The organism is Streptomyces sp. NPDC016459, assembly GCF_040632845.1.
In the GTDB taxonomy this organism is placed as follows: Bacteria; Actinomycetota; Actinomycetes; order Streptomycetales; family Streptomycetaceae; genus Streptomyces.
Genome location: NZ_JBEYCR010000009.1, coordinates 24152 through 47331 on the forward strand (window position 1 = coordinate 24152; position 23180 = coordinate 47331).

The window sequence follows — 23180 nt, forward strand, 5'->3', positions numbered from 1 at the left end:
AGAGATGGGGGAACTATCCGTGATGCACGGGTCTACGGCGGCGATGGCCCCGGTCCTCTTCAAGGCCGCCTGCCCCGACTGCCGCTCCCGCTTCGAACTCTCCGCGAGCGCCCTGCGCCTCGCCATCGGCGCCAGCAGCCGCACCACCTTCTACTCCTTCACCTGCCCCGAGTGCGGCAGCTCCGTACGCAAGCCCGCGGGCGAGCGCATCGTCGAACTCCTCACCGGCGGCGGCGTCCGGACCCTGCGCCTCCACTCCACCGTCTGAGCGGCCCACCCCGGCCCCTCCACCCCTGCCCGAGCGGGCCCACGCCCCGGCCGCCCCCCACCCAGCGTCTAGGCTCAGCACATGTTCTGGCCCATGCTCGCCATCGCCCTCGGCTTCCTCGGCCTCGCCGTCCTCGGCGTCCTGGCCATCAAGGTCTTCCTCGAAGTCCAACGCCTCGGCCGTCAAGTGGCACTCACCACACAGCGGATCAACCAGGCCGCCGAAGAGCTGGAAACCGCCGCCGCCGGCCTGGCCGGATCCGCCGAGAACCTGCGCTGAGTCCGTGCCGTACGCTGCACGAAGCGGCCCTGGACCGGGCACGCGGGACGCAATCGGGAGTATGCACGGGCATTGCCCTGTGTTTACTCCTGCGGGTTACGATCGCAGGCAGCGCGGTGGCCGGACACCCGTCCGACCCGCCGGGCACGCACTCCATGTCGCCTCGGTGAAGAAGGTACACAGCTATGGGTAGGCTCGGCCCCACCGAGATCATTCTGATCCTCGTCGTCATCATCCTGCTGTTCGGCGCCAAGAAGCTCCCGGACATGGCTCGCTCGCTCGGCAAGTCCGCCCGCATCCTCAAGAGCGAGGCCAAGGCGATGAAGTCGGACGACCAGCAGAGCGCCCCCGCCGACCCGCCGCACGCCGGCACCGGCACCACCGCCCCGGTCCAGCCCGCCCCGCGCACCATCCAGGCCGCTCCCGGAGACGTGACCAGCTCGCGTCCCGTGACCGAGCCCTCGGACACCACCAAGCGCTGACCCGGTCCGCCGCGGCCGCCGCGCCCCGGCGGTGGTCTGCCGCACGAGATGAGGACGTGGGTTGCCCAAGTCTGCCCGCAAGCAGGAGAAGGATCCCGAGGGCCGGATGCCCCTCGTGGAGCACCTGCGTGAACTCCGCAACCGACTGGCGAAGGGTCTCCTCGCCGTCTCAGCGGTGACGATCGTTGCCCTCGTGTACAGCGAGGAGCTCATGCAGTTCCTGACGAGATCGGTGCCCACCTGCGCACCGCACGTCACCAGCGACGGTGGCAACTGCGCGATCGTCTCCTTCAACACGCTGATGGCGCCGTTCAGCACGACGATCCAGCTGTCGCTGACCGCGGGCCTCGTCGTCGCGAGCCCCATCTGGCTCTACCAGCTCTGGGCCTTCGTCGCGCCAGGACTGCACAGGAGCGAGAAGAAGTACACCTACGCCTTCGTCGGCGCGGCCGTACCGCTCTTCTCCGCGGGCGCCTACCTCGCCTACCTCATCCTCCCCATCAGCGTTAAGGTCCTCATCAGCCTCACGCCCAGCGGCTCCGCGAACATCCTCTCCCTCGGTGACGTCCTCGACTTCACCCTGCGCATGGTGCTCGTCTTCGGCCTCGCCTTCGAGCTGCCGCTCGTCCTGATCATGCTCAACCTCACCGGCGTCCTCACCGGCCGCCGCATGGCCGGCTGGTGGCGCGGCGTGATCATGGGCGTCTTCGTCTTCGGCGCCATCATCACCCCCACCACCGACCCCATCGGCATGATCGCCCTCGCCGGCCCCATCACCGTCCTGTACTTCGGCGCCGTCGGCTTCTCCCTCCTCAACGACCGCCGACGCCGACGCCGCAACCCCGACGCCGAACTCGACGCCGACGAGGCGTCCGCTCTCGACCTCAGGCCCGAGGCCGTCGCCGCCGTCGAACCGGTCGCCGCCTCCCGCGCCCTGCCCGAGCAGGCCACCGGAGAGCACGGCGCGATCAGTCCCCACCGGGTCAACGGTTACGACGACATCACCTGATCTTGTAGGGTCCCCCCAGACTCCGTCCGGGGGGACCGCCCATGACCAGCGACATCACCCTCTTCGTCAACCCCACCGCGGGCCGCGGACGCGGCGCCCACGCCGCCCAGCCCGCCGCCCGCGCCCTCAGGGACGCGGGCTTCGCCGTCCGTACCGTCCTCGGACACGACGCCGCCGACGCCCTCAGGCGCGCCCGCGAGGCCGTCGCCGAGGGCACCGGCGCCCTCGTCGCCGTCGGCGGCGACGGCATGGTCTCCCTCGCCCTCCGAGCCGTCGCCGGCACCCGCACCCCCCTCGGCGTCATCGCCGCGGGCACCGGAAACGACTTCGCCCGCACCCTCGGCCTGCCCCTCCGGGACCCGGGCGCCGCGGCCGGGGTCACCGCCGAGATCCTCAAGACCACCGGCGGCCGGAACATCGACCTGGGACGGATCAGCCGCGGACCCGCAGCCGCGGGAGCCCCGGCCGGCGGCCCCACTGGCCCCACCGCCCTCGGCGGTCCCGCCCCCCGTTGGTACGGCACCGTCCTCGCCTCAGGTTTCGACTCCCGCGTCAACGACCGGGGCAACCGCATGCGCATCCCCGCCGGACGCTTCACGTACGACCTCGCGATCATCGCCGAACTCGCCGGCTTCCGACCCGTCCCCTACCGCCTCACCCTCGACGACGGACACGTCGTCGAGACCGACGCCACCCTCGTCGCCGTCGGCAACGGCAGCTCCTACGGCGGCGGCATGCGCATCTGCGCCGACGCCCGCACCGACGACGGACTCCTCGACGTCACCGTCGTCGGGGACTGCGACCGCACCACCCTGATCAAGGTCTTCCCCCGCGTCTACAAGGGCACCCACCTCGACCACCCCAAGGTCACCACGTACCGCGTCCGCTCCCTCACCCTGGACGCCCCCGACACCACCGGCTACGCCGACGGCGAGCCCCTCGGCCCGCTGCCCCTCACCGTGGAATGCGTACCCGCCGCCCTGCGCGTCCTGGCCCCCTGCCCGGGGCTCTCCACATCCCCTCGATCCCCTCGATAAAGATCGCGTCACTGTCACAGGGGGCGGGTAGGCTCGACGACAAGATGACAGAGGACCTCACACCAGCCGAGGCGTACGCGGCCGCCCGCGCCCGCAACGCCGAGCAGGCCACCGCGCTCGCCCCCTTCCGCGAGATGTACGAGTTCGATCTGGACCCCTTCCAGATCGAGGCCTGCCAGGCCCTCGAAGCGGGCAAGGGCGTGCTCGTCGCAGCGCCCACGGGCTCCGGCAAGACCATCGTCGGCGAGTTCGCCGTCCACCTGGCCCTCACCCAGGGCCGCAAATGCTTCTACACGACACCCATCAAGGCACTGTCGAACCAGAAGTACGCCGACCTCGTCAGGCGGTACGGCGCCGACAAGGTCGGCCTCCTCACCGGGGACAACAGCGTCAACGGCGACGCGCCGATCGTGGTCATGACCACCGAAGTCCTCCGCAACATGCTGTACGCGGGATCGCAGGCCCTCTCCGGCCTCGGATACGTCGTCATGGACGAGGTCCACTACCTCTCCGACCGCTTCCGAGGCGCCGTCTGGGAGGAAGTGATCATCCACCTCCCCGAATCCGTCACCCTCGTCTCGCTCTCCGCCACCGTGTCGAACGCCGAGGAGTTCGGCGACTGGCTCGACACCGTCCGCGGCGACACCGAGGTCATCGTCTCCGAGAGCCGCCCCGTCCCCCTCTGGCAGCACGTCCTCGCCGGACGCCGGATGTACGACCTCTTCGAGGAGGAGACCGACCACGGTGGCCGCGGCGCCTCCCGCCGCGAGGTCAACCCCGACCTCCTCCGCCTCGCCCGCACCGAGAACACGCGCACGTACAACCCGCGCGACCGGCGACGCGGCAAGATGGTCCGCGAGGCCGACCGCGAGCGCGAGCGCCGCCAGCGCTCCCGCATCTGGACCCCCGGCCGCCCCGAGGTCATCGAGCGCCTCGACGCCGAAGGGCTCCTGCCCGCCATCACCTTCATCTTCAGCCGCGCCGCCTGCGAGGCCGCCGTCCAGCAGTGCCTCTACGCCGGACTCCGCCTCAACGACGACGACGGACGCCGACGCGTCCGCGAGATCGTCGAGGAGCGCACCGCCGCCATCCCCAGCGAGGACCTCCACGTCCTCGGCTACTACGAGTGGCTCGAAGCCCTGGAGCGGGGCATCGCCGCCCACCACGCCGGCATGCTCCCCACCTTCAAGGAGGTCGTCGAGGAGCTCTTCGTCCGCGGCCTCGTGAAAGCCGTCTTCGCCACCGAGACCCTCGCCCTCGGCATCAACATGCCCGCGCGAACCGTCATCCTGGAAAAGCTCGTCAAGTGGAACGGCGAACAGCACGCCGACATCACCCCCGGCGAGTACACCCAGCTCACCGGCCGCGCCGGACGCCGTGGCATCGACGTCGAAGGCCACGCCGTCGTCCTGTGGCAGCGCGGTCTCGACCCCGAGCACCTCGCCGGACTCGCCGGCACCCGCACGTACCCCCTGCGCTCCAGCTTCCGGCCCTCGTACAACATGGCGGTCAACCTCGTCGACCAGTTCGGCCGGCACCGCTCCCGCGAACTCCTCGAAACCTCCTTCGCCCAGTTCCAGGCCGACCGCTCCGTCGTCGGCATCTCCAAGCAGGTGCAGAGGAACGAAGAAGGACTCGACGGCTACCGCGAGGGCATGACCTGCCACCTCGGAGACTTCGAGGAGTACGCACGGCTCCGCCGCGACCTCAAGGACCGCGAGACCGAACTGGCCAAGCAGGGCGCCGCCCAGCGCCGCGCCCAGGCCGCCGGCTCCCTGGAGAAGCTCAAGCCCGGCGACGTCATCCACGTCCCCACCGGCAAGTTCGCCGGACTCGCCCTGGTCCTCGACCCGGGCATCCCGGCGGGCCGCACCAACGGCCACCGCGGCTTCGAGCACCACGACGGGCCACGCCCCCTCGTCCTCACCGCGGAACGACAGGTCAAGAGGCTCGCCTCCATCGACTTCCCCGTCCCCGTCGAGGCACTGGAGCGCATGAGGATCCCCAAGTCCTTCAACCCGCGATCCCCGCAGTCCCGCCGCGACCTCGCCTCCGCGCTGCGCAGCAAGGCCGGACACATCAACCCGGACCGCCACCAGAAGCAGCGCTCCGCCGCCGCCGACGACCGCGTGATCGCCAGGCTCCGCACCGAGATCCGCGCCCACCCCTGCCACGGCTGCGACGAACGCGAGGACCACGCCCGCTGGGCCGAGCGCTACCACCGTCTCCAGCGCGACACCCAGCAGCTGGAGCGGCGCATCGAAGGCCGCACCAACACCATCGCCCGCACCTTCGACCGGATCGTCGCCCTCCTCACCGAACTCGACTACCTCCGGGGCGGCGACGTCACCGACAACGGCAAGCGGCTCGCCAGGCTCTACGGCGAACTCGACCTGCTCGCCAGCGAGTGCCTCCGCGACCGCGTCTGGGAAGGCCTCACCCCCGCCGAACTGGCCGCGTGCGCCTCCGCGTTGGTGTTCGAAGCCCGCCAGTCCGACGACGCCGTCGCACCCAAGCTGCCCGCCGGCAACGCCAAGGCGGCACTCGGCGAGATGGTCAGGATCTGGGGCCGCCTCGACGCCCTCGAAGAGGAGTTCAAGATCAACCAGGCGGAGGGGGTCGGCCAGCGCGAGCCCGACCTCGGATTCGCCTGGGCCGCCTACCAGTGGGCCTCCGACAAGAGCCTCGACGAAGTGCTGCGTGAGGTCGAGATGCCCGCCGGAGACTTCGTCCGCTGGTGCAAGCAGGTCATCGACGTCCTCGGACAGATCGCCGCGGCGGCGCCCAGGGAGAACAGCACCGTCGCCAAGAACGCCCGCAAGGCCGTGGACTCACTGCTGAGGGGTGTCGTCGCGTACAGCTCGGTGGGCTGACGACCGCTCCTTTCCCCTCCTTCCCTTCGGGACGAGTGCCCGTGGCGACCAGGCCACGGGCACTCGGCGTTCCCATGGGTCCCACCCCCGCGCCGTTGTCCACAGGCCGTTGTCCACAGGGGTGGCGCCAGGAGGACCCTTCCGCTTGCATGGACTCACCAGCAGGACAAGCAAGTTGGGGAGGGACGCACATGACCACGCAGGCCGGTCATCCACACGCCGGGACACGCGGCGACACGGCACCGCCGTCGCCGGGAATCGCGAAGGGCCCCCGAGGAGTACCCCTCCTCGGAAACCTGCCCGCGTTCGGCAAGGACCCCCTCGGCTTCTTCGAACAGCTCAGGGACCGCGGCGACTTCGTCCACTGGCGCTTCGGACGCAAGTCCTGCCTGTTCATCGCCCACCCCGACACCGTCGGCGAACTCCTCACCGAAGTCGAGCGAAGCTTCGACCAGCCCGATCTCGGCATCGCCTTCCGCACACTCCTGGGCAACGGCGTCATCGTCTCCAAAGGAGCAGACTGGCGACGCAAACGCTCACTCGTGCAACCCTCCGTGCGCCCCAAGCAGGTCCGCTCCTACGCAACCACCATGACCGACTGCGCCGTCGCACTCGCCGACCGGTGGACCGACGGACAGCAGGTCGACATCAAGAAGGACATGGCCGCCCTCACCCAACTCATCGCCGTCCGCACCATCTTCGGCGTCGACACCGCCGCCGACGCCGAAGCCATCGGCCAGGCCATGGACATCGCCCAGAAGGAGATAGGCGCCGAGTTCAGCGGCATCGGAGCAGTGCTGCCCGACTGGGTCCCCACCCCGGGCCGCACCCGCATCAAACGCGCCACCGCCGTCATCGACGCGGAGGTCTCCCGTGTCGTCTCCCGCCACCGCGACGGCGAGACCGAGCGCCCCGATCTCCTCAGCCGGCTCCTCGCCGCCCGCGACGAGACCGGCACGCCGCTCACCGACCAGGAGATCCGCGACGAGACGGTCACCCTCTACATCGGCGGCCACGAGACGACCAGCTCCACCCTCGTCTGGGCGTGGTACCTGCTCTCCCGCAACCCCGGGGTCCGCGACACCCTCACCGAAGAACTCGACCGGGTCCTCACCGACCGCGAACCCGGCTACGACGACTACGCGTCCCTCACCTACACCCAGGCCGTCATCAAGGAGACCCTGCGGCTCTACCCGACGATCTGGCTCATCACCGGACTGGCCAAGGAGGGCGCCACCCTCGGCGGCAGGGCCGTCCCCGCCGGCACCCGCGTCTGGTCGAGTCAGTGGGCCACCCACCGCGACCCCCGCTGGTACGGCGACGCGGAAGCCTTCCGCCCCGAGCGCTGGCTCACGAACAAGGACGGCGAACCCGCCGAGGACATACCCGAATACGCCTGGTTCCCCTTCGGCGGCGGCCCCCGCGTCTGCCTCGGCACCCGCTTCGCCCTCGTCGAATCCGTCCTCGTCCTCGCCGTCCTCGCCCGCCGCTACCACCTGGACCTCACCACCGACGACATCCGCCCGGTCCCGAGCCTCACCCTCCAGCCGGACCGAGACGTCCTGGCAACGGTCCACGCGCGGCGCTGAGGCGTACGCAACGGCGGGGAGCCGATCAGGAAGGCCTGGTGCCCGCCGCCAGGGCCGCCGCCAGGTCCCGCAGGTCGTCGGCGCGCAGGACCCGGCCGCCCGACCCTGGCAGAGGCACATGCAGGCTTGACGTCCAACGGCGGGGAATCGCGGCGGCACCGTACACAGCGCCCGCGAGCATGCCGGTCACCGCGGCCACGGTGTCGGTGTCCCCGCCCAGGTCGACCGCCGCGACAAGGGCCCCCTCGAAGGAGCCGGTCGTGCGGAGCGCCCACACGGCCGAGCCGAGGCAGGGCCAGACCGCGCCGTTGAACTCGGTGGCGTGGTCCGGATGCCAGCCGGGGGCGAGAACCTTCGCCCAGCGCTCCCGGTGCGCCGAAGCGACCCAGGCGAGGGACGCAGGCACGGCGGCGACCGGGTCTTCGCCGAGGAGGGCGACACGGATCAGCTCGTGGAGGATGGCCGTCCCTTCCCAGGCCGCGGCGTCACCATGGGTCAGGGCGCTGATCCGGCGGGCGGCATCCATCGTCGCGGTCCTACCCCGCGCCGCGAAGTACACGGCGGAGGTGGAGGCCCGCATCAGCGACCCGTTGCCTGCGGCGCGCGCGTTGATCTGGAAGTGCAGCGAGGCCGCAAGGTCCCAGGGGTCTCCGCCGAGCAGGACCTGTTCCGTCTGCAGGCCGATGTCCTTCGGCTCGGCCGCCGCCCAGCGGCGGAACCGGTCGAAGAGATCCGGCAGGTCGAGACCACACCGTTCGAGGAGCGACTCCCCGACGAGGACGGCCATCTGCGTATCGTCCGTGGCCTCGCCGGGATCCCAGCCGCCACCCCCGCACATCGTGCCGACGCCGCCCGGGAAGCGTTCCCGGAAGGCACCGGGAAGCCCGAACTCGAAGGGAGCGCCCAGGGCGTCACCCGCGGCTGACCCGAGGACGACGCCCGTAACCCGATCGATTTCTCGCACGCGGTCAGCGTAGAGCGGGTTCCTCCGTCCGGTGGACGGCCCGGGACGCCCAGAGCGCCCGGATCGCCAGGAACAGGGGCAGGCCGATGGGGGAGAGGAGGATCGTCAGGAGGAGGAGGGGGGCCATCAGGAGGGGTGGGACCGAGAGACGTCGGCCTTCGCGGTACATCCACTGGCCCAGCAACAGGTCCCAGGCGATGATCTGCGCCCAGATCGCCCCGGCACCGTTCGCGAGCGCCGCAAGCTCCCGGAAGGTGTCGATGTCGGGGCTGCTGACCGCCGTCCACAGCTCGGGCAGGACGGGGACGGCCAGGACCGCCCACACGGCGAGGATCGGCAGGACGGTCAGGGGCGAGGCCGCGAGGCGTTCGGTGAGCCGCCAGGCCGGCGCGAGGATCATCAGCAGCCAGACGGGCGCTGCCAGGAAGAACGTCAGCTCGAAGAGAAGACCCGTCATGACGTGATCCCTTCCGGGCGGGAGGGGGAGGTCGGGGCGAGCGGGGAGAGCGGGGCGGTGGGGGTGGAGGGGGAGGGAGGGGAGGGGGAGGGGGAGGGGGAGGGGGAGGGGGAGGGCCCCCTCAGGGACAACGCGGTGGCCGCGCCGCCGAGGAGCACGATCGCCCCCGCCCCGACCAGCGTCGCCCCGTCCGGTGCGAGCAGGGCCTGGCCTCGTAGCGCCTGCCAGGTCAGCAGGACGAACATCGCCGCGTAGGCGGCCGAGGCCGTCAGGGTGAGCCGGAGCCGGACCCGTTCGTCCGCGAGGCGGACGAACCGGGGGGCGAGCGCGGCCAGGACGAGCAGCAGCAGCGGCAGCAGTTGGAGCGCGTGCATGCCGAAGAAGTGCGCCACGCGCAGATCACCGCCGGTGCCGGCCCAGCCGGTCAGCGGCATCGACGGGCCGCCGTCCGGCACCCCCACGGCATGCGCGCCCACGACCGGCGAGTCGTCCACCGCCAGCTGCTCGGGAGTCGGACGCACCATCAGAAAGCCCACGGCGGCGCCCGCCAGGGCGATCAGCGAGGACAGTCGGACGGCCCAGGCCATGGCCCGGTCGAGGATCCGGGCACGCAGCAGGAGGACCGCGATGGCCAGGGCGCCGAGCCAGAGCACGACGACGGTGCCGCCCATGAGCTGGAAGACGGCGTCGTCGAAAGGCGTCGCCTGGTTGAAGTGGCTCTGCTTGCCGCGGATCACCTGGAGGGTGATGAGCACCATCTCGCCCGTGCTGGCGGCGGCGACCACCGTTCCGGCCCACCAGCCTGCGCGACGGCCTCGGGGCAGCAGCGAGAGCATCCAGGCGAGCGAGAGCGCGTACGCGACGAACGAGACCGAGAACTTGAACGGCTTCGCCCAGATCGGCGCCCCGACCAGGACGCGGTCGTCGACGGCCATGCCGACGGCGGAGATCACGGCGAGGGCGCCCATGGAGGCGGCGAACCAGACCAGTAATGGGTGGAGCCGGGTGGGAGGGCTTGAGGCGAGTGAGGACATACGGATCCCCCCGAGGGAAAGAATAGATAGTGGCACTTGCTGCTATCTGATAGCGCCACTATCTATGATGGGGGTGTCGATCGGCAAGGCCGGAGCAAGGCCGGAAAGGTGAACGCGCGGTGCGCATCGGAGAGTTGAGTCGCAGGGCCGGGGTGTCCGTGCCGACGATCAAGTTCTACGTACGGGAAGGGCTGCTGCCGCCCGGAGAGCTGACGAGCCCGAACCAGGCTTCATACGGGGAGACGCATGTCCAGCGCCTCCGTCTGATCCGGGCGCTCCTCGATGTGGGCGGCCTGTCGGTCGCGGGCATCCGCGAGGTGATCGTCGCGGTCGACGACCCGGAGCGGTCGGTGCACAAGGTGTTGGGTGCGGCGGCCGACCGGATGGTGCCCCGCTATGAGCGCGAGCCGGGCGGCGGTGTCGAGGACGCGCGCGTGCAGGTCGCGGCCCTGATCGCCACGCGGGGCTGGCGGGTCCACCCGGAGAGCCCGGCCTCGGAGGCCCTCGCCGTGGCCCTCGCGGTTCTCGACGAGGTCGGCCACGGCACGTTCGCCGAGGTCCTGGAGGTGTACGCGGACGCGGCGGAGCGGGTGGCTGGGGCGGACCTGGAGTACGTGGCGCACCGTGTGGCACGCGAAGAACTCGTGGAGAGCGTCGTCGTCGGCACGGTCATCGGCGACGCGATCTTCTCGGCCCTGCGCCGCATGGCCCAGATCGACGCGTCGGACCGCGTCTTCGGTGGGGCGACGTAGGCTCACGGACCGGGTCTTCGGCGGCACGACGCAGTCACGTAGAGCGCGGGTCTGCGGCACGCGTGGGCCCTCGGGGCGCGACTTCTACGGCGACAGGTAGTGAGCTGCCGGGTGCCGGGTGCCGGGTGCCGGGTGCCGGGTGCCGGGCGGAGAACGGGAGCGGGGCCGGTGCCACCTCGGCCCGGCCCCGCTCTCGTTCCCCCCCCAAGTCACTTCCCCCAGGTCACTTCCCCCAGGTCACTTCCCCCTGGTTCAGCTCTCCTGCTCGCGCTCCACCTGGTCGTTCCACTCGCGCTTGATAGCGCGCCACGCCTCGTCCGACTTGCCCAGGCGCCAGTAGCCCGAGATCGAAAGCCGCTCGCGCGGAACCCCGCGGTCGAGACGCAGGTGGCGGCGGAGTTCCTTCACGAAGCCCGCCTCGCCGTGCACGAAGGCGTGCACATCGCCCGCCGGGAAGTCCAGGGCCTGCACCGCCTTGACGAGGGCCTCGCCCGTCGGGCGGTCGCCCCGGTGCAGCCACGTCACGTCGACCCCCGGGGCCGTCGCGAACTTCTGCTCCTCGGCCGCGCCCGCGATCTCCACGAACGCGTGCACCCGCGCTCCGGCGGGCAGCGCCTCCAGGGCCACCGCGATCGCCGGCAGCGCGCTCTCGTCGCCCACGAGCAGGTGCCAGTCCGCCGCCGGGTCCGGCGTGTAACCTCCGCCGGGGCCCAGGAAGCGCACTGTCTCGCCCGGTGTCGCCCGCGCCGCCCACGGGCCCGCGAGGCCCTCGTCGCCGTGGACGACGAAGTCGACGGTCAGTTCGCGGTGGACCGGGTCCCAGGCCCGTACCGTGTACGTCCGCGTCGTCGGCCACTGGTCGCGGGGGAACTCCGCCCGGATCCGCTCCATGCCGAACGGCTCCGGGTAGGCGACCCCCTCCGGGGCGAACAGCAGCTTCACGTAGTGGTCGGTGTACTCGCCGACCTCGAAGCCGTCGAGACCGGGGCCTCCCAGGACCACCCGCACCATGTGCGGGGTGATCCGTTCGGTACGCACCACGCGCGCTTCGGTGGCCTTCGGTGCCTTGCGGGCCGGCTGCTCTGCCACGAGGGGCTCTCCTGACTCGACGTGCTCGACGTCCTCGGGTCTCGACGTCCTCGGGTTTGTACGTCCTCGGGTCTCGACGTCCTCGGTGGTCTCGAAGTGCGTCGACGGACGCGCAGCACTCGAGTACACGACGTGCACGAGTTACTTAGGTATGCCTAAGCTAGCATCCCGATGCCCGGTCGACCCAGGACGCCCTCCCTCCGCTCAGCGCTCCAGGACCGGCAGCAGCCGCCCGACCGCCCCGCCGAGGCCCCAGCGCTTCACGAGGGCGTCGAGCGCCGCCGGGTCGCGGGGGGCCGTCGGCAGGGCCGGGTCGAAGTCCGGCAGCTTCGCGTCCCCGGCGACCCGTACCACCGTCGGCGCCACATCCAGATACGCGGCCGCCTCCACGATCCCGCGCCGCTTCGCCGGGGTCAGCTTCGACGTCCGGTCCACCGCCGCCGCCCGCACGCCCGCAAGATCCCCGTACTCCGTGATCAGCTGCGCCGCCGTCTTCTCGCCGATGCCCTTCACCCCGGGCAGTCCGTCACTGGCGTCCCCGCGCAGCGCCGCGAAGTCCGCGTACTGGTCGGGGCGCACCCCGTACCTCGTACGGATCAGTTCCGCGTCCACGAGGTCGCAGTCCCCCACGCCCTTGCGCGGGTACAGCACCTGTACGCCCCGGGCGTCGTCCACCAGCTGGAACAGGTCCCGGTCGCCCGTGACGATGTCCACGGGGCCCCCGGCGCGTGCCGTCAGCGTCCCGATCACGTCGTCCGCCTCGTACCCCGCCGCTCCCACCCGGGCGATGCCGAGCGCCCCAAGGACCTCCTCGATCACCGGCACCTGCGGCGACAGCGTGTCCGGGATCTCCTCCTCGTCCGGGCCGGTCTCCGTCACCACGGCCACCCGGTGCGCCTTGTACGAGGGGATCAGGTCCACGCGCCACTGCGGCCGCCAGTCGTCGTCCCAGCAGGCGACCAGATCGTCCGGACGGTGGTCCTGGACGAGTCGGGTGATGAAGTCGAGCAGCCCGCGCACGGCGTTCACCGGGGAGCCGTCGGGAGCCCGGACGGAGTCCGGTACGCCGAAGTAGGCGCGGAAGTAGAGGCTTGCGGTGTCGAGAAGCATCAGGCGTCGGGTCACCCCCCTCATTTTAGGGCTCGGTTCGTCTCCGCGGCGCTGGCGCCGGGCTCACGCGTCCGATCGCGTCGCGTTCGCGCCCGGAACCTGCCCGCGGCCTTCGCCGCCCCGTCGTGACCCCCGTCACCTTTGCGTTTGCACCCTGTGAAGCCGGGCAGGCGCGAGCCCGGAGCGGAGCCCGGTACGGGATCGAAGGATGAAGAATCCCCTGTACGCGACGGGTCCGCGGGCCGATCCCGCCCGCTCCACGGCCCGGCCGCGCGGGGGTGGCGGGCCGTTTCTCGTTGCTATCCGTGAGGTGTATGTGTCCAGGCTCCAGGCCGACCACCTGTTCAAGGTGTTCGGCAGACGACCCGACGAAGCCGTCCGCAGGCTCGTCGACGGTGCCGACCGCGAGGAGCTGCGCGCCGAGGGGACGACAGCAGCCGTCGTGGACGCCGGTTTCACCGTCGATCCCGGTCAGATCTTCGTCGTGATGGGGCTCTCGGGGTCCGGCAAGTCCACCCTCCTGCGCATGCTCAACGGCCTGCTCGAACCGACGGCGGGCCGGGTCCTCTTCGACGGCCGCGACCTCACCGCGCTCTCCCCCCGCGAACTGCGCACCGTCCGCTCGACCAAGATCAGCATGGTCTTCCAGCACTTCGCGCTCTTCCCGCACCGGAACGTCCTGGAGAACGCCGCCTACGGCCTGGAGGTCCAGGGCGTCCCCCGTGCCGACCGGGAGACCCGGGCCACCGAGGCCCTCGAACTGTGCGGGCTCGCCGGCTGGGAGAAGTCCTGGCCCGACGAGCTCTCCGGCGGCATGCAGCAGAGGGTCGGTCTGGCCCGCGCCCTCGCCACCGACGCCGACCTGCTCCTCATGGACGAGTCCTTCAGCGCGCTCGACCCGCTCATCCGCCGCGACATGCAGGACCAGCTCCTCGTCCTCCAGCAGCGGCTGAAGAAGACGATCGTCTTCATCACCCACGACCTCAACGAGGCCATGCGCCTCGGCGACCGGATCGCCGTCATGCGGGACGGCAGGATCGTGCAGCTCGGCACGGCCGAGGACATCCTCGTCCGGCCGGCCGACGACTACGTCGCCTCCTTCATCCAGGACGTCGACCGCTCCCGGGTGCTCACCGCCGCCGCCGTCATGACCGACGGGGTCGTCCCCGCCGACTGCCTCGCCGACTGCACCTGTCAGGCAGTCGGACCGGACACGCTCGTCGCCGACCTCTGCGCCGTCGCCGCCCGTGCCCCGCACCCCGTGACCGTGGAGGACTCCGACGGCAGCGTCCTCGGAGTCGTACGGCAGGAACGGCTCCTCGCCGCCATGGGCGGTCTCACCGGCGGGGCGGTGACCGCTCGTGCCTAGGCTTCCCCTCGGCCAGTGGGTCGACAGTTCCGTCGACTGGCTCCAGGCCCAGTTCTCCTGGCTCTTCGACGCCGTCAGCAGCGGCGTCACCGGCCTCTACGACGGCATCGACGCCGTCCTGTCCGCGCCCCATCCGCTGCTCTTCGCCGGCATCCTCGCCGTCGTCGCCTGGTGGCTGCGCGGCCTCGCCGCCGGCGTCCTCGCCTTCGCCGGATTCGCGCTCGTCGACTCGGTCCAGCTCTGGGACGAGGCCATGGCGACGCTCTCGCTCGTCCTCGTCGCCACCCTGGTGACCCTGGCGATCGCCGTACCGCTCGGTATCTGGGCGGCGCGCTCGAAGACCGTCAGCGCCGTCCTGCAGCCGGTCCTCGACTTCATGCAGACCATGCCGGCGATGGTCTACCTCATCCCCGGCATCATCTTCTTCGGCGTCGGCGTGGTCCCCGGCATCATCGCCACCATCGTCTTCGCGCTGCCTCCGGGCGTCCGCATGACCGAGCTGGGCATCCGTCAGGTCGACGGCGAACTCGTCGAGGCGGCCGAGGCCTTCGGCACCACCCCGCGCAACACGCTGCTGCGCGTCCAGATGCCCCTCGCCCTGCCGACGATCATGGCCGGCGTCAACCAGGTCATCATGCTGGGCCTGTCCATGGTCGTCATCGCCGGCATGGTCGGCGGCGGCGGACTCGGCGGCGCGGTCTACCGGGCCATCGGCAACGTCGACATCGGCCTCGGCTTCGAGGCGGGCGTCTCCATCGTCGTCCTCGCCATGTACCTGGACCGGATGACCGGCGCCCTCGGCCGTCAGGTCTCCCCGCTGGGCCGCCGCGCCGCCGCCAAGGCCCGCGCGGCACTGAGCTCGAAGCGGCCCGGGGCGAAGCTCTGGGCCCACCGCCCGCAGCCCGTCACCGCGCTCGTCGGTGTCGTCGTCCTCGCCCTGGTCGCCGGCGGTACGGGCCTCTTCGGCGGCTCCGGTGCCACGTCCACCGCCGCCTCGGGCCCGGACGGCGGAAACGGCAAGAAGATCAGCATCGGCTACATCCCGTGGGACGAGGGCATCGCCTCCACGTACCTCTGGAAGGAACTCCTGGAGCGCCGGGGCTACGAGGTCGACACCAAGCAGCTGGAGGCCGGCGCCCTCTACACCGGCCTGGCCGGCGGGCAGCTCGACTTCCAGACGGACGCCTGGCTCCCCGTCACCCACGCCCAGTACTGGGAGAAGTACCGGAACAAGCTGGAGGACCTCGGCTCCTGGTACGGTCCCACCTCCCTGGAGCTCTCCGTCCCCTCCTACGTGAAGGGCGTCGACTCCCTCGCCGACCTCAAGGGCAAGGCGGGACAGTTCAAGGGCCGGATCGTCGGCATCGAGCCCAGCGCCGGGATGATGGGCATCCTCAAGGACAAGGTGCTCAAGGAGTACGGCCTCGAGGGCGAGTACGAGGTCGTCGACGGCTCCACGCCCGGCATGCTCGCCGAGCTGAAGCGCGCGTACGAGCGCAAGGAACCCGTCGTCGTCACCCTCTGGTCGCCCCACTGGGCCTACTCGGCCCACGACCTGAAGAAGCTCGCCGACCCCAAGGGCTCCTGGGGCAAGGGCGACGGCGTCCACACCCTCGCCCGTAAGGGATTCACCGGGGACAACCCCGAGGTCGCGGCCTGGCTGAAGGACTTCTCACTGACCGAGAAGCAGCTCACGGACCTGGAGGCCGTCATCCAGGAGACCGGCAAGGGCAAGGAACAGCAGGCCGTCCGCGACTGGCTGGACCGCAACCCCGGCCTCGCCGAGAAGCTCGCCCCGCGGTAGCCCTCCCGCGGGACAGCCGACCGCTGTCCGGAAAGGGGTGGTCGCCGACCGTGTTCGGCGACCACCCCTTTTCGTCACGACGCGAAACCCCGCCCCAAAGCTGCGTAAGGTTCAGGTAACCGCCCGGTACGGGACGCGCGAGGCACGAGGGAGGGAGCCGACATGGACGAGAAGGAATCAGCCCGCGTTGGCGCGGCCGTCAAGAGACGACGCAGAGCGCTCCAGCTCACCCTGGCCGTCGTCTCCTCCCGCAGCGGTCTCTCCGTGCCCTTCCTCAGCCAGGTCGAGAACGACCGGGCCCGCCCCAGCAACCGCTCCCTGGAGCTCGTCGCCGAGGCCCTGGAGACGACCGCCGGTGAACTCCTGGCCGCCGCCGAGGCCTCCCGCACCGTCGACGTCGTGCGGTCGGACGACCACTCCCCGGTCCTGCCCGCGGGCGTCCGGGCGCTCGTCCGCGGCCGCCACCAGCTGCACGCCCTGGAGTTCACCGGCGAGCAGGACGCGGGGCGCGAGTTCCAGCACCGCAACGACGAGCTGCTGTACGTGGCCGACGGCGCCGCGGAGGTCGAGGCCGAGGGCCGCGCGTACCGGCTGGGCCGTGGCGACACGCTCTACCTCTCCGGCGGGGTACGCCACCGCTGGCGCGCCACCGAACCGGGCACGCGCCTGCTCGTCGTCGCCGTCGCCGACCACGTCGAGGCCGAGGTCGAATGAGGGTCTCGGGGCGATGAGGGTCGGGCGGGGCGCGGTAGTGGGACACCGGCGATGAGCGGGGTCGGTCGGGGCGCGGTGGCGGGACACTCGCGGTGAGGGTCGTCTCCCTCGTGCCGTCCCTCACCGAGGCCGTCGCCGTCAGCGCGCCCGGTGTCCTCGTCGGTGCCACCGACTGGTGCACGCACCCCGCGGGCCTCGACGTCGTACGGATCGGCGGCACCAAGAACCCCGACGTCCCCGCGATCACCGCCCTCCGTCCCGACCTCGTCCTCGCCAACGAGGAGGAGAACCGGGCTCCCGACCTCGCCGCCCTGCGCGTCGCGGGACTCGACGTCCTCGTCACCGAGATCCGCACCCTCGGCCAGGGCCTGCGGGAGCTGGAGCGGGTCCTCGCCGCGTGCGGCGTGCACCGGCGGCCCCGCTGGCTCGACGAGGCGGAGGGGGCGTGGGAGGCGGTGGCCCCGGACGTGACCGGCGCAGGATTGCTCACCGCCGTCGTGCCGATCTGGCGCCGCCCCTGGATGGTCCTCGGCCGCGACACCTTCGCCGGCGACCTGCTCGCCCGCCTCGGTGTGCGCAACCTGTACGCCGACCACCCGGAGCGCTACCCGCGCCTGCCGCTCGACACGATCCGGGCCGCCGCGCCCGATCTGGTCGTGCTGCCCGACGAGCCGTACCGCTTCACGCGCGACGACGGCCCCGAGGCCTTCCCCGGGACGGCCGCCGCCCTCGTCGACGGCCGGCTCCTCACCTGGTACGGGCCCTCCCTCACCGAGGCGCCGAGGGCGCTGGCGCGGGCCCTGCGAGCAGCGCACCGCTGACGAGTCCGCGCAGGGTGTGCCGCCCGGCCACCAGCCAGGCCGCGACGAGGAACGCGTACAGGCCGATCGCGAGCCAGCGGAACACCGCGAGACCGGTGTGCTGGGCGAGCCCCTCGGCGCCCGTCACGCAGGTGCCGACCGGGAAGGTGAACGCCCAGAAGGTCATCGCGAAGCCCATGCCCTGGCGGCGGGCCCGCAGCACCATCGCGCCGGCGAGAGCCAGCCACAGGAGGGCGAAGCCCATGACGGGCACCCCGTAGAGGACGGCGAAGGCGGTGAAGCCGTGCGCGTACGGGTCGGGCAGGACGCCCGGGGCGACGTCGGCGAACTTGTTCGCGGCGGTCGTCGACTGGCCGAGCGGACCGAGGACGAGGAAGAGGGTGGGGGTGAGTGCCGAGGGCAGCGGCCCGCCGGTCACGAGCCGGCCGAACACCAGCGGCAGCATGACCAGGGTCGCGAGCAGACTCACACCGAACATGGCCCAGCAGACGATGAGGAGCGTCTCCCGCGCCTGCCCCGCGGGCAGATGGGGCACGAGCAGCGGGCCGAGGGCGGCCGAGACCATCGGGGCGACGACGGGCAGCAGCCACACCGGTGACGCGTTGTCGATCCGGTGGTGCACCACCATGAGGTACGGGACGGCCACCGCGGCCGCGAGACCGACGACCGTACCGACGGTGAAGAGGACGGCGTCGAGCGCCACGGCCGCCGGGAGTCCGATCCAGTCCCGGCCCACGATCACCGCCCCGCCGCCGACGGCGAGCAGCGCCATCGAGACACAGCCGTAGAACGGCGCCACGGCGGGGTCCAGGAGGTGGGCGCGGGCCTGGTCGCGGTGGCGGATCCAGTGCACCGCGCGGGCGGCGACCAGGACGAGCAGCATCGCGAGCGACAGCGTCCACACCGCCGCGCAGACCGTACGGAGACCGGGGACGCGCACCGGGAGGCCGGCGCCGGCGTTGGCCACGATGGCCGTGCCCATCACGGAGGCGTACCAGTGGGGTCCGAGGTGACGGACGGTACGGGTGCGGGGGGCGGCCGGCCGGGCGCCGGGGGTGGTGACGCGGAAGGCCGGACGGAGAGGTGCGAGGCTTGCCATGGCTCCACCGTCGCCGGGTTCTTCGGCCCCCACCAGGGATCATGCGGCTATGACGTCATAAGCTGGCTTTATGAGCGAGCGCAGGCGGGGCGGCGAGACGCACGGCGGTGACGCGCGCGGGAGCGAGGCGCACGGGGGTGACGCGCGCGGGAGCGAGGCGCACGGGGGTGACGCGCGCGGGAGCGAGGCGCACGGGGGTGACGCGCGCGGCGGTGACACGTACGGCGGTGACGCGTACGGCGGCGGGGTCCGGGCCCAGCTCCACCACCGGGTCCCGGACCTCGGCGCGCTCGAACTGCTTCTCGCCGTCGCCCGCCACGGCAGCCTCGGCGCAGCCGCCCGCGAGGTCGGCATCACCCAGCCCGCAGCCAGCAGCCGCGTCCGCTCGATGGAACGGCAGCTGGGCGTGGCCCTGGTCGACCGTTCGCCGCGCGGCTCACGGCTCACCGACGCGGGCGCGCTCGTCACCGACTGGGCGCGGCGGATCGTGGAGGCGGCGGAGGCCTTCGACGCGGGCGCCCAGGCCCTGCGCGGGCGGCGGGACTCGCGGCTGCGGGTGGCCGCGTCCATGACGATCGCCGAGTACCTGCTGCCGGGCTGGCTGATCGCGCTGCGCGCCGACCGCCCCGACACGGCGGTGTCGCTCCAGGCCGGGAACTCGGCGGTGGTCGCGGAACGACTCCTCGCGAACGAGGCGGACATCGGCTTCGTGGAGGGGCTCGCCGTACCGGACGGCCTCGACGGCGTGGTCGTCGCCCATGACCGGCTCGCGGTCGTCGCCGCCCCCTCGCACCCGTGGGCGCGCCGCCGCGGCCCGCTGGACCCGGCGGAACTGGCGTCCACCCCGCTGGTCCTGCGGGAGCGCGGCTCCGGCACCCGGCAGGTCCTGGACGCGGCGCTGTCCGACCACGGAGGCCTCGCGCAGCCGCTCCTCGAACTCGCCTCCACGACCGCGGTGAAGGCGGCCGCCGTCACCGGAGCCGGACCGGCCGTCCTCAGCGAACTCGCGATCGCCGAGGAGCTGGCCTCCCGCCGACTGGTCGCCATCCCCGTCCGTGGCGTCCAACTGCGCCGCGATCTCCGAGCCGTCTGGCCCACCGGCCACCGCCCCACGGGCCCGGCCCGCGACCTGCTGTCGCTGACGCGGGGCTGAACGGCTGTCCGGAAAGCCCCGCCCGGGCGCCCGCCCCCTGTCAGACCCGTCCCAGGGCCGCCTCCACCAGCCCCCGCATCACCCGTCGGTCCTCGCCCAGCTCCGGGTGCCACTGGACGCCGAGGGCCCAGGCAGGATCGGCCAGTTCCACGGCCTCCACCGTGCCGTCCTCCGCGTGCGCCGAGGGCGCCAGGCCCGCGCCCAGGCGGTCCACGGCCTGGTGGTGGTAGGTCGGGACCTGGGTGAGTTCGGGGACGAGTGTGGCGTAGCGGCTGCCCGGTACCGGCTTCACCGCGTGCCGGCCGATCACCCCGACGGCCTCCACGTGCCCGTCCAGGTGCTGGACCAGCGTCCCGCCCAGGGCCACGTTCAGGAGCTGCATGCCCCGGCAGATGCCGAGCAGCGGAGTCCCGGAGGCCAGGGCGGCGTCGATCAGGGCCAGCTCCCAGGAGTCCCGCTCCCGGGCCGGCGGGCCGGTGCGGGGGTCGCGCTCGGCCCCGTACCGTACGGGCTCGACGTCCGCCCCGCCCGCGACGACCAGTCCGTCGAGCCGGGCCACGACCGCCGTGGCTGCGGCCGGCCCGTCCGGCGGCAGCATCACCGCGAGCCCGCCGCTCCCCTGGACCAGCCGTGGGTACGCGGCGGGGAGCAGGGCGGCCCGCATGTCCCACACGCCCCAACGGGCCTGGTCGAGGTAGGTGGTCACGCCGATGAGCGGCTTGGACACGGGAATTCCTCCAGACGGGACGGCAGAGACGGGAGAGCCGGTCGGGACGGGCCGTCAGTCGCGTGCGAGGTCGGCCTCGGCCGCGGCGAGCGCGGCGAACTCCTCCTCGGGCGCCCCGGCCACCAGGTGGTGCCGACTGTAGAACGCGAAGTAGGCGAGGGCGATCACGTAGACCCCTAGTGCCATGAACGCCGCCGTCCGGTCCACCAGGAAGGTCGCGACCAGGGCCGCCAGTGCCAGGACGAAGGCCACGGAGGAGGTCACGATCCCGCCGGGCGTGCGGTAGGGCCGGTGGAGCCCCGGTTCACGGCGCCGCAGCACGATGTGGGAGAGCGCCATCAGGGCGTACGAGATGGTGGCGCCGAAGACGGCGATGTTGAGCATCCGGGCCCCGTTCCCGGTTCCGGCGGCGAGTGCGAAGCCGATCGCGCCCGGGATGACCAGCCCCAGGTAGGGCGACTTGCGGCGGCTGGTCAGGGAGAGGAAGCGGGGCAGGTAGCCGGCCCGGGAGAGGGCGAAGAGCTGGCGCGATCCGGCGTAGATGAGGGAGAAGAAGGAGGCGACGAGGCCCGCGAGGCCCGCGTAGTTCACGAACCGGCTGAGCCCCGTCGGCTCCCCCTTGCCCTGGAGCGCCGTGACCAGCGGGTTGCCGTCCGTCTGGATGATCGCCGAGCCGCGCGCGCCGGTGGCGGCGAGGAAGGTCACGACGGCGAGGAGGACCAGGATGCCCATGGAGATCGCGAGCGCCTTCGGCATCGACCGCACCGGGTCCTTCGCCTCCTCGGCGGCGAGCGGCACGCCCTCCACGCCGAGGAAGAACCACATGCCGAAGGGGAACGCGGCCCAGATCCCGAGCAGGCCGAACGGCAGCCAGGAGTTGGATCCGAAGGCCTCGTCGTCGACCGGGATGTCGTTCAGTCCGCCGACGTGGAAGTCGGTGAACGCGCCGAACGCGAAGACGACCAGCGCCGCGACGGCGATCGCCGTCACGATCAGGCTGAAGCGCAGCGCCTCGCCCACACCCCACAGGTGGATGCCGATGAAGAGCGCGAAGCAGACCAGGTAGACCGGCCAGCCGGAGGTCAGGCCGAAGAGGCCGAGGGATTCGACGTAGTCGCCGATGAAGAGGGAGATCGCGGCGGGGGCCAGGATGTACTCGATGAGGATCGCGGTACCGGTGAGGAATCCGCCCCAGGTGCCGAGGGCCCGGCGGGCGAAGCCGTAGCCGCCGCCCGCCGTGGGCAGGATGGCGGAGAGCTCGGCGAGCGCGAAGACCAGACAGGCGTACATGGCGCCCATGAGGACCATGGCGACGGCGAGTCCGCCGAAGCCGCCCTTCGACAGGCCGGTGTTCCAGCCCGCGAAGTCGCCGGAGACGACGTACGCGACGCCGAGCCCGGTGAGCAGCAGCCAGCCGGCGCTGCCGCGGCGCAGCGCCCGGCGTTCGAGATAGTCGTCCTTCGGCGGGACGGCGGTCCCGGGCGGCGCGCCTGAGGGCTTGTCCCCGGACGCGCTCCCGGTCGTGTCTTCGAGCGTCATGGCAGCGTCAGCTCCCCGCAACGGACCCAATGGATTGGAGCCATACCTTTGCGGTGCTGACGGGGGAGCGCAACCCCCCTGCGTGACTTTCGGGTTACGCGTGAGGGGGCCTGCTCGTCAGGCGGGGCGGGGACGGTGGCGTACGCGGGAAGGTTCGGCTCCCCGCGCCGGGGCGGGGGCGGTCCCTCGCGCGGGGAGGGCCTGCTCTCACGCCGGGCGGGGGCGGTGCCTCACGCGGGGAGGCGCGGCGCCCTCACGTCAGGAACCCCCGCAGCAGCGCCGCCGTCCCCGCGCAGTGCTCCCGCATCACCTCCCGCGCCGCGTCCGCGTCCCCGTCGAGGACCGCTTCCACGAGCGCGGTGTGCTGGTGCTGGGAGTGCTCCAGATTGCGTACGAGCAGGGGGATGCAGTCCAGGAGGTCGTTCACCGTGGCCCGGACGGCGGCGTACTGGGCCGTCAGCGTCGGCGAGCCGGAGAGCTCGGCGAGCGTGAGGTGGAGCAGGGTGTCCTGGCGGCGGTAGTCCGCGAGGGGCGCGTCGTGCGTGGCCGCCACCGCGGCCCGCAGCCGGTCGGCGCCCGCCGCGTCCAGACCGTGGGCCGCGCAGAGTCCCGCGGCCCCCACCTCGAGTACCTCCCGGAAGCGCAGGGTGTCCTCCATGTCGACCGCGGCGATCCGGCGGCGCAGCTCGTCCTCGTCGCCCCTCTGGACCCGGGGCAGCACGAACGTTCCGCCGTACCGGCCGCGCCGGCTCTCCACCAGCCCCTGCTCCTGGAGGACCTTCAGGACCTCGCGCAGGGTGACCCGGCTGATCCCCATCCGGTCGGCCAGCTCCCGCTCGGCGGGCAGCCGCTCACCGCCCGGCACGAGCCCGAGCCGTACCACCTGGAGGATCTGCTCCAGGGCCTCCTCGAAGCCGTTGCCCGCCCGCACCGGCCGCAGCACGGGCGTCAGCCGGTCCGCCGATTCACTCGTCCTGGCCACGTCGTCGTTTCCCCTTCCCGAGGACCTTC

At 72.1% G+C, this 23180-nt stretch carries 22 protein-coding genes; 13 read left to right on the plus strand and 9 right to left on the minus strand.

The window, feature by feature from the left end:
- Nucleotides 1-4: 4 nt before the first annotated feature.
- The 7 genes from ABZ567_RS21760 (at nucleotide 5) to ABZ567_RS21790 (ending at nucleotide 7537) form a co-directional block, all read left to right on the plus strand.
- The gene (locus ABZ567_RS21760; RefSeq protein WP_360792392.1) at nucleotides 5-268 is read left to right on the plus strand and encodes a hypothetical protein; all 264 of its coding nucleotides are present in this window, start codon (nucleotides 5-7) and stop codon (nucleotides 266-268) included.
- An 81-nt stretch (nucleotides 269-349) separates the two neighbouring features.
- Nucleotides 350-547, plus strand: coding sequence for a hypothetical protein (locus ABZ567_RS21765; RefSeq protein WP_360792394.1), 198 nt, complete (start codon nucleotides 350-352; stop codon nucleotides 545-547).
- 185 nt (nucleotides 548-732) lie between these two features.
- On the plus strand, nucleotides 733-1029 hold the full coding sequence (gene tatA / locus ABZ567_RS21770; protein WP_360792396.1) for a Sec-independent protein translocase subunit TatA: 297 nt from the start codon (nucleotides 733-735) through the stop codon (nucleotides 1027-1029).
- A gap of 106 nt (nucleotides 1030-1135) precedes the next feature.
- Complete coding sequence (gene tatC, locus ABZ567_RS21775; RefSeq protein ID WP_360792797.1) at nucleotides 1136-2038, plus strand: twin-arginine translocase subunit TatC; 903 nt, start codon at nucleotides 1136-1138, stop codon at nucleotides 2036-2038.
- A 41-nt stretch (nucleotides 2039-2079) separates the two neighbouring features.
- A complete protein-coding gene (locus ABZ567_RS21780) occupies nucleotides 2080-3075 on the plus strand; it encodes a diacylglycerol kinase (protein WP_360792398.1) in 996 nt (331 codons plus the stop codon).
- Nucleotides 3076-3119: 44 nt separating this feature from the next.
- Entirely contained in the window at nucleotides 3120-5948 is a 2829-nt protein-coding gene (locus tag ABZ567_RS21785) for a DEAD/DEAH box helicase (protein ID WP_360792400.1), read from the plus strand.
- Between the two features lie 191 nt (nucleotides 5949-6139).
- Nucleotides 6140-7537, plus strand: a complete 1398-nt coding sequence (locus ABZ567_RS21790) for a cytochrome P450 (protein ID WP_360792402.1) — start codon at nucleotides 6140-6142, stop codon at nucleotides 7535-7537.
- A gap of 25 nt (nucleotides 7538-7562) precedes the next feature.
- Here ABZ567_RS21790 and ABZ567_RS21795 read toward each other — a convergent pair whose 3' ends face one another.
- The 3 genes from ABZ567_RS21795 to ABZ567_RS21805 are packed head-to-tail and all read right to left on the minus strand — an operon-like array spanning nucleotide 7563 to nucleotide 9992.
- Complete coding sequence (locus ABZ567_RS21795; RefSeq protein ID WP_360792404.1) at nucleotides 7563-8501, minus strand: ADP-ribosylglycohydrolase family protein; 939 nt, start codon at nucleotides 8499-8501, stop codon at nucleotides 7563-7565.
- A 4-nt stretch (nucleotides 8502-8505) separates the two neighbouring features.
- Nucleotides 8506-8958 (minus strand): ABA4-like family protein, encoded by a 453-nt coding sequence (locus ABZ567_RS21800; RefSeq protein WP_360792406.1) that lies wholly within the window; start codon nucleotides 8956-8958, stop codon nucleotides 8506-8508.
- Complete coding sequence (locus ABZ567_RS21805) at nucleotides 8955-9992, minus strand: hypothetical protein (protein WP_360792408.1); 1038 nt, start codon at nucleotides 9990-9992, stop codon at nucleotides 8955-8957. The genes ABZ567_RS21800 and ABZ567_RS21805 overlap by 4 nt, the downstream gene beginning before the upstream one ends.
- Nucleotides 9993-10111: 119 nt before the next feature.
- On the opposite strand from ABZ567_RS21805, the gene ABZ567_RS21810 reads away from it, so the two are divergent.
- The gene (locus ABZ567_RS21810; protein ID WP_360792410.1) at nucleotides 10112-10744 is read left to right on the plus strand and encodes a MerR family transcriptional regulator; all 633 of its coding nucleotides are present in this window, start codon (nucleotides 10112-10114) and stop codon (nucleotides 10742-10744) included.
- Nucleotides 10745-10996: 252 nt separating this feature from the next.
- On the opposite strand, the gene ABZ567_RS21815 is transcribed toward ABZ567_RS21810, so the two are convergent.
- Both ABZ567_RS21815 and ABZ567_RS21820 read right to left on the minus strand, forming a co-directional pair.
- A complete protein-coding gene (locus ABZ567_RS21815; protein WP_360792412.1) occupies nucleotides 10997-11833 on the minus strand; it encodes a siderophore-interacting protein in 837 nt (278 codons plus the stop codon).
- Nucleotides 11834-12037: 204 nt separating this feature from the next.
- Entirely contained in the window at nucleotides 12038-12943 is a 906-nt protein-coding gene (locus tag ABZ567_RS21820) for a 5'-3' exonuclease (RefSeq protein WP_360792799.1), read from the minus strand.
- Between the two features lie 316 nt (nucleotides 12944-13259).
- On the opposite strand from ABZ567_RS21820, the gene ABZ567_RS21825 reads away from it, so the two are divergent.
- The 4 genes from ABZ567_RS21825 to ABZ567_RS21840 all read left to right on the plus strand — a co-directional run bounded on the left by ABZ567_RS21825 (nucleotide 13260) and on the right by ABZ567_RS21840 (nucleotide 17651).
- Nucleotides 13260-14312, plus strand: a complete 1053-nt coding sequence (locus tag ABZ567_RS21825) for a glycine betaine/L-proline ABC transporter ATP-binding protein (protein ID WP_360792414.1) — start codon at nucleotides 13260-13262, stop codon at nucleotides 14310-14312.
- The gene (locus ABZ567_RS21830; RefSeq protein ID WP_360792416.1) at nucleotides 14305-16116 is read left to right on the plus strand and encodes an ABC transporter permease/substrate binding protein; all 1812 of its coding nucleotides are present in this window, start codon (nucleotides 14305-14307) and stop codon (nucleotides 16114-16116) included. The genes ABZ567_RS21825 and ABZ567_RS21830 overlap by 8 nt, the downstream gene beginning before the upstream one ends.
- Nucleotides 16117-16278: 162 nt before the next feature.
- The gene (locus ABZ567_RS21835; protein WP_360792418.1) at nucleotides 16279-16830 is read left to right on the plus strand and encodes an XRE family transcriptional regulator; all 552 of its coding nucleotides are present in this window, start codon (nucleotides 16279-16281) and stop codon (nucleotides 16828-16830) included.
- Nucleotides 16831-16922: 92 nt separating this feature from the next.
- Nucleotides 16923-17651: a helical backbone metal receptor gene (locus ABZ567_RS21840; protein WP_360792420.1), complete on the plus strand. Its 729-nt coding sequence runs from the start codon at nucleotides 16923-16925 to the stop codon at nucleotides 17649-17651.
- Here ABZ567_RS21840 and ABZ567_RS21845 read toward each other — a convergent pair.
- Entirely contained in the window at nucleotides 17599-18750 is a 1152-nt protein-coding gene (locus ABZ567_RS21845) for a TDT family transporter (RefSeq protein WP_360792422.1), read from the minus strand. The genes ABZ567_RS21840 and ABZ567_RS21845 overlap by 53 nt on opposite strands.
- A 70-nt stretch (nucleotides 18751-18820) precedes the next feature.
- On the opposite strand from ABZ567_RS21845, the gene ABZ567_RS21850 reads away from it, so the two are divergent.
- Nucleotides 18821-19903, plus strand: coding sequence for a LysR family transcriptional regulator (locus ABZ567_RS21850; RefSeq protein WP_360792424.1), 1083 nt, complete (start codon nucleotides 18821-18823; stop codon nucleotides 19901-19903).
- Nucleotides 19904-19943: 40 nt separating this feature from the next.
- Here the strand turns inward: ABZ567_RS21850 and ABZ567_RS21855 are convergent, their stop codons facing one another.
- The 3 genes from ABZ567_RS21855 to ABZ567_RS21865 form a co-directional block, all read right to left on the minus strand.
- Nucleotides 19944-20630 carry a gamma-glutamyl-gamma-aminobutyrate hydrolase family protein gene (locus tag ABZ567_RS21855; RefSeq protein ID WP_360792426.1) on the minus strand — a complete coding sequence of 229 codons (687 nt, stop codon included), beginning with the start codon at nucleotides 20628-20630 and terminating at the stop codon, nucleotides 19944-19946.
- A 54-nt stretch (nucleotides 20631-20684) separates the two neighbouring features.
- On the minus strand, nucleotides 20685-22169 hold the full coding sequence (eat, locus tag ABZ567_RS21860; RefSeq protein ID WP_360792428.1) for an ethanolamine permease: 1485 nt from the start codon (nucleotides 22167-22169) through the stop codon (nucleotides 20685-20687).
- Nucleotides 22170-22422: 253 nt separating this feature from the next.
- A complete protein-coding gene (locus ABZ567_RS21865; RefSeq protein ID WP_360792430.1) occupies nucleotides 22423-23151 on the minus strand; it encodes an FCD domain-containing protein in 729 nt (242 codons plus the stop codon).
- Nucleotides 23152-23180: the final 29 nt, after the last annotated feature.

Excerpts from the sequence above, each read along its gene's own strand:
- ABZ567_RS21760 (WP_360792392.1), top strand. The coding sequence starts at position 5 with ATGGGGGAACTATCCGTGATGCACGGGTCTACGGCGGCGATGGCCCCG.
- ABZ567_RS21765 (WP_360792394.1), top strand. The coding sequence starts at position 350 with ATGTTCTGGCCCATGCTCGCCATCGCCCTCGGCTTCCTCGGCCTCGCC.
- tatA (WP_360792396.1), top strand. The coding sequence starts at position 733 with ATGGGTAGGCTCGGCCCCACCGAGATCATTCTGATCCTCGTCGTCATC.
- tatC (WP_360792797.1), top strand. The coding sequence starts at position 1,136 with ATGCCCCTCGTGGAGCACCTGCGTGAACTCCGCAACCGACTGGCGAAG.
- ABZ567_RS21780 (WP_360792398.1), top strand. The coding sequence starts at position 2,080 with ATGACCAGCGACATCACCCTCTTCGTCAACCCCACCGCGGGCCGCGGA.
- ABZ567_RS21785 (WP_360792400.1), top strand. The coding sequence starts at position 3,120 with ATGACAGAGGACCTCACACCAGCCGAGGCGTACGCGGCCGCCCGCGCC.
- ABZ567_RS21790 (WP_360792402.1), top strand. The coding sequence starts at position 6,140 with ATGACCACGCAGGCCGGTCATCCACACGCCGGGACACGCGGCGACACG.
- ABZ567_RS21800 (WP_360792406.1), bottom strand. The coding sequence starts at position 8,958 with ATGACGGGTCTTCTCTTCGAGCTGACGTTCTTCCTGGCAGCGCCCGTC.
- ABZ567_RS21805 (WP_360792408.1), bottom strand. The coding sequence starts at position 9,992 with ATGTCCTCACTCGCCTCAAGCCCTCCCACCCGGCTCCACCCATTACTG.
- ABZ567_RS21820 (WP_360792799.1), bottom strand. The coding sequence starts at position 12,943 with ATGCTTCTCGACACCGCAAGCCTCTACTTCCGCGCCTACTTCGGCGTA.
- ABZ567_RS21835 (WP_360792418.1), top strand. The coding sequence starts at position 16,279 with ATGGACGAGAAGGAATCAGCCCGCGTTGGCGCGGCCGTCAAGAGACGA.
- ABZ567_RS21845 (WP_360792422.1), bottom strand. The coding sequence starts at position 18,750 with ATGGCAAGCCTCGCACCTCTCCGTCCGGCCTTCCGCGTCACCACCCCC.
- ABZ567_RS21850 (WP_360792424.1), top strand. The coding sequence starts at position 18,821 with ATGAGCGAGCGCAGGCGGGGCGGCGAGACGCACGGCGGTGACGCGCGC.
- eat (WP_360792428.1), bottom strand. The coding sequence starts at position 22,169 with ATGACGCTCGAAGACACGACCGGGAGCGCGTCCGGGGACAAGCCCTCA.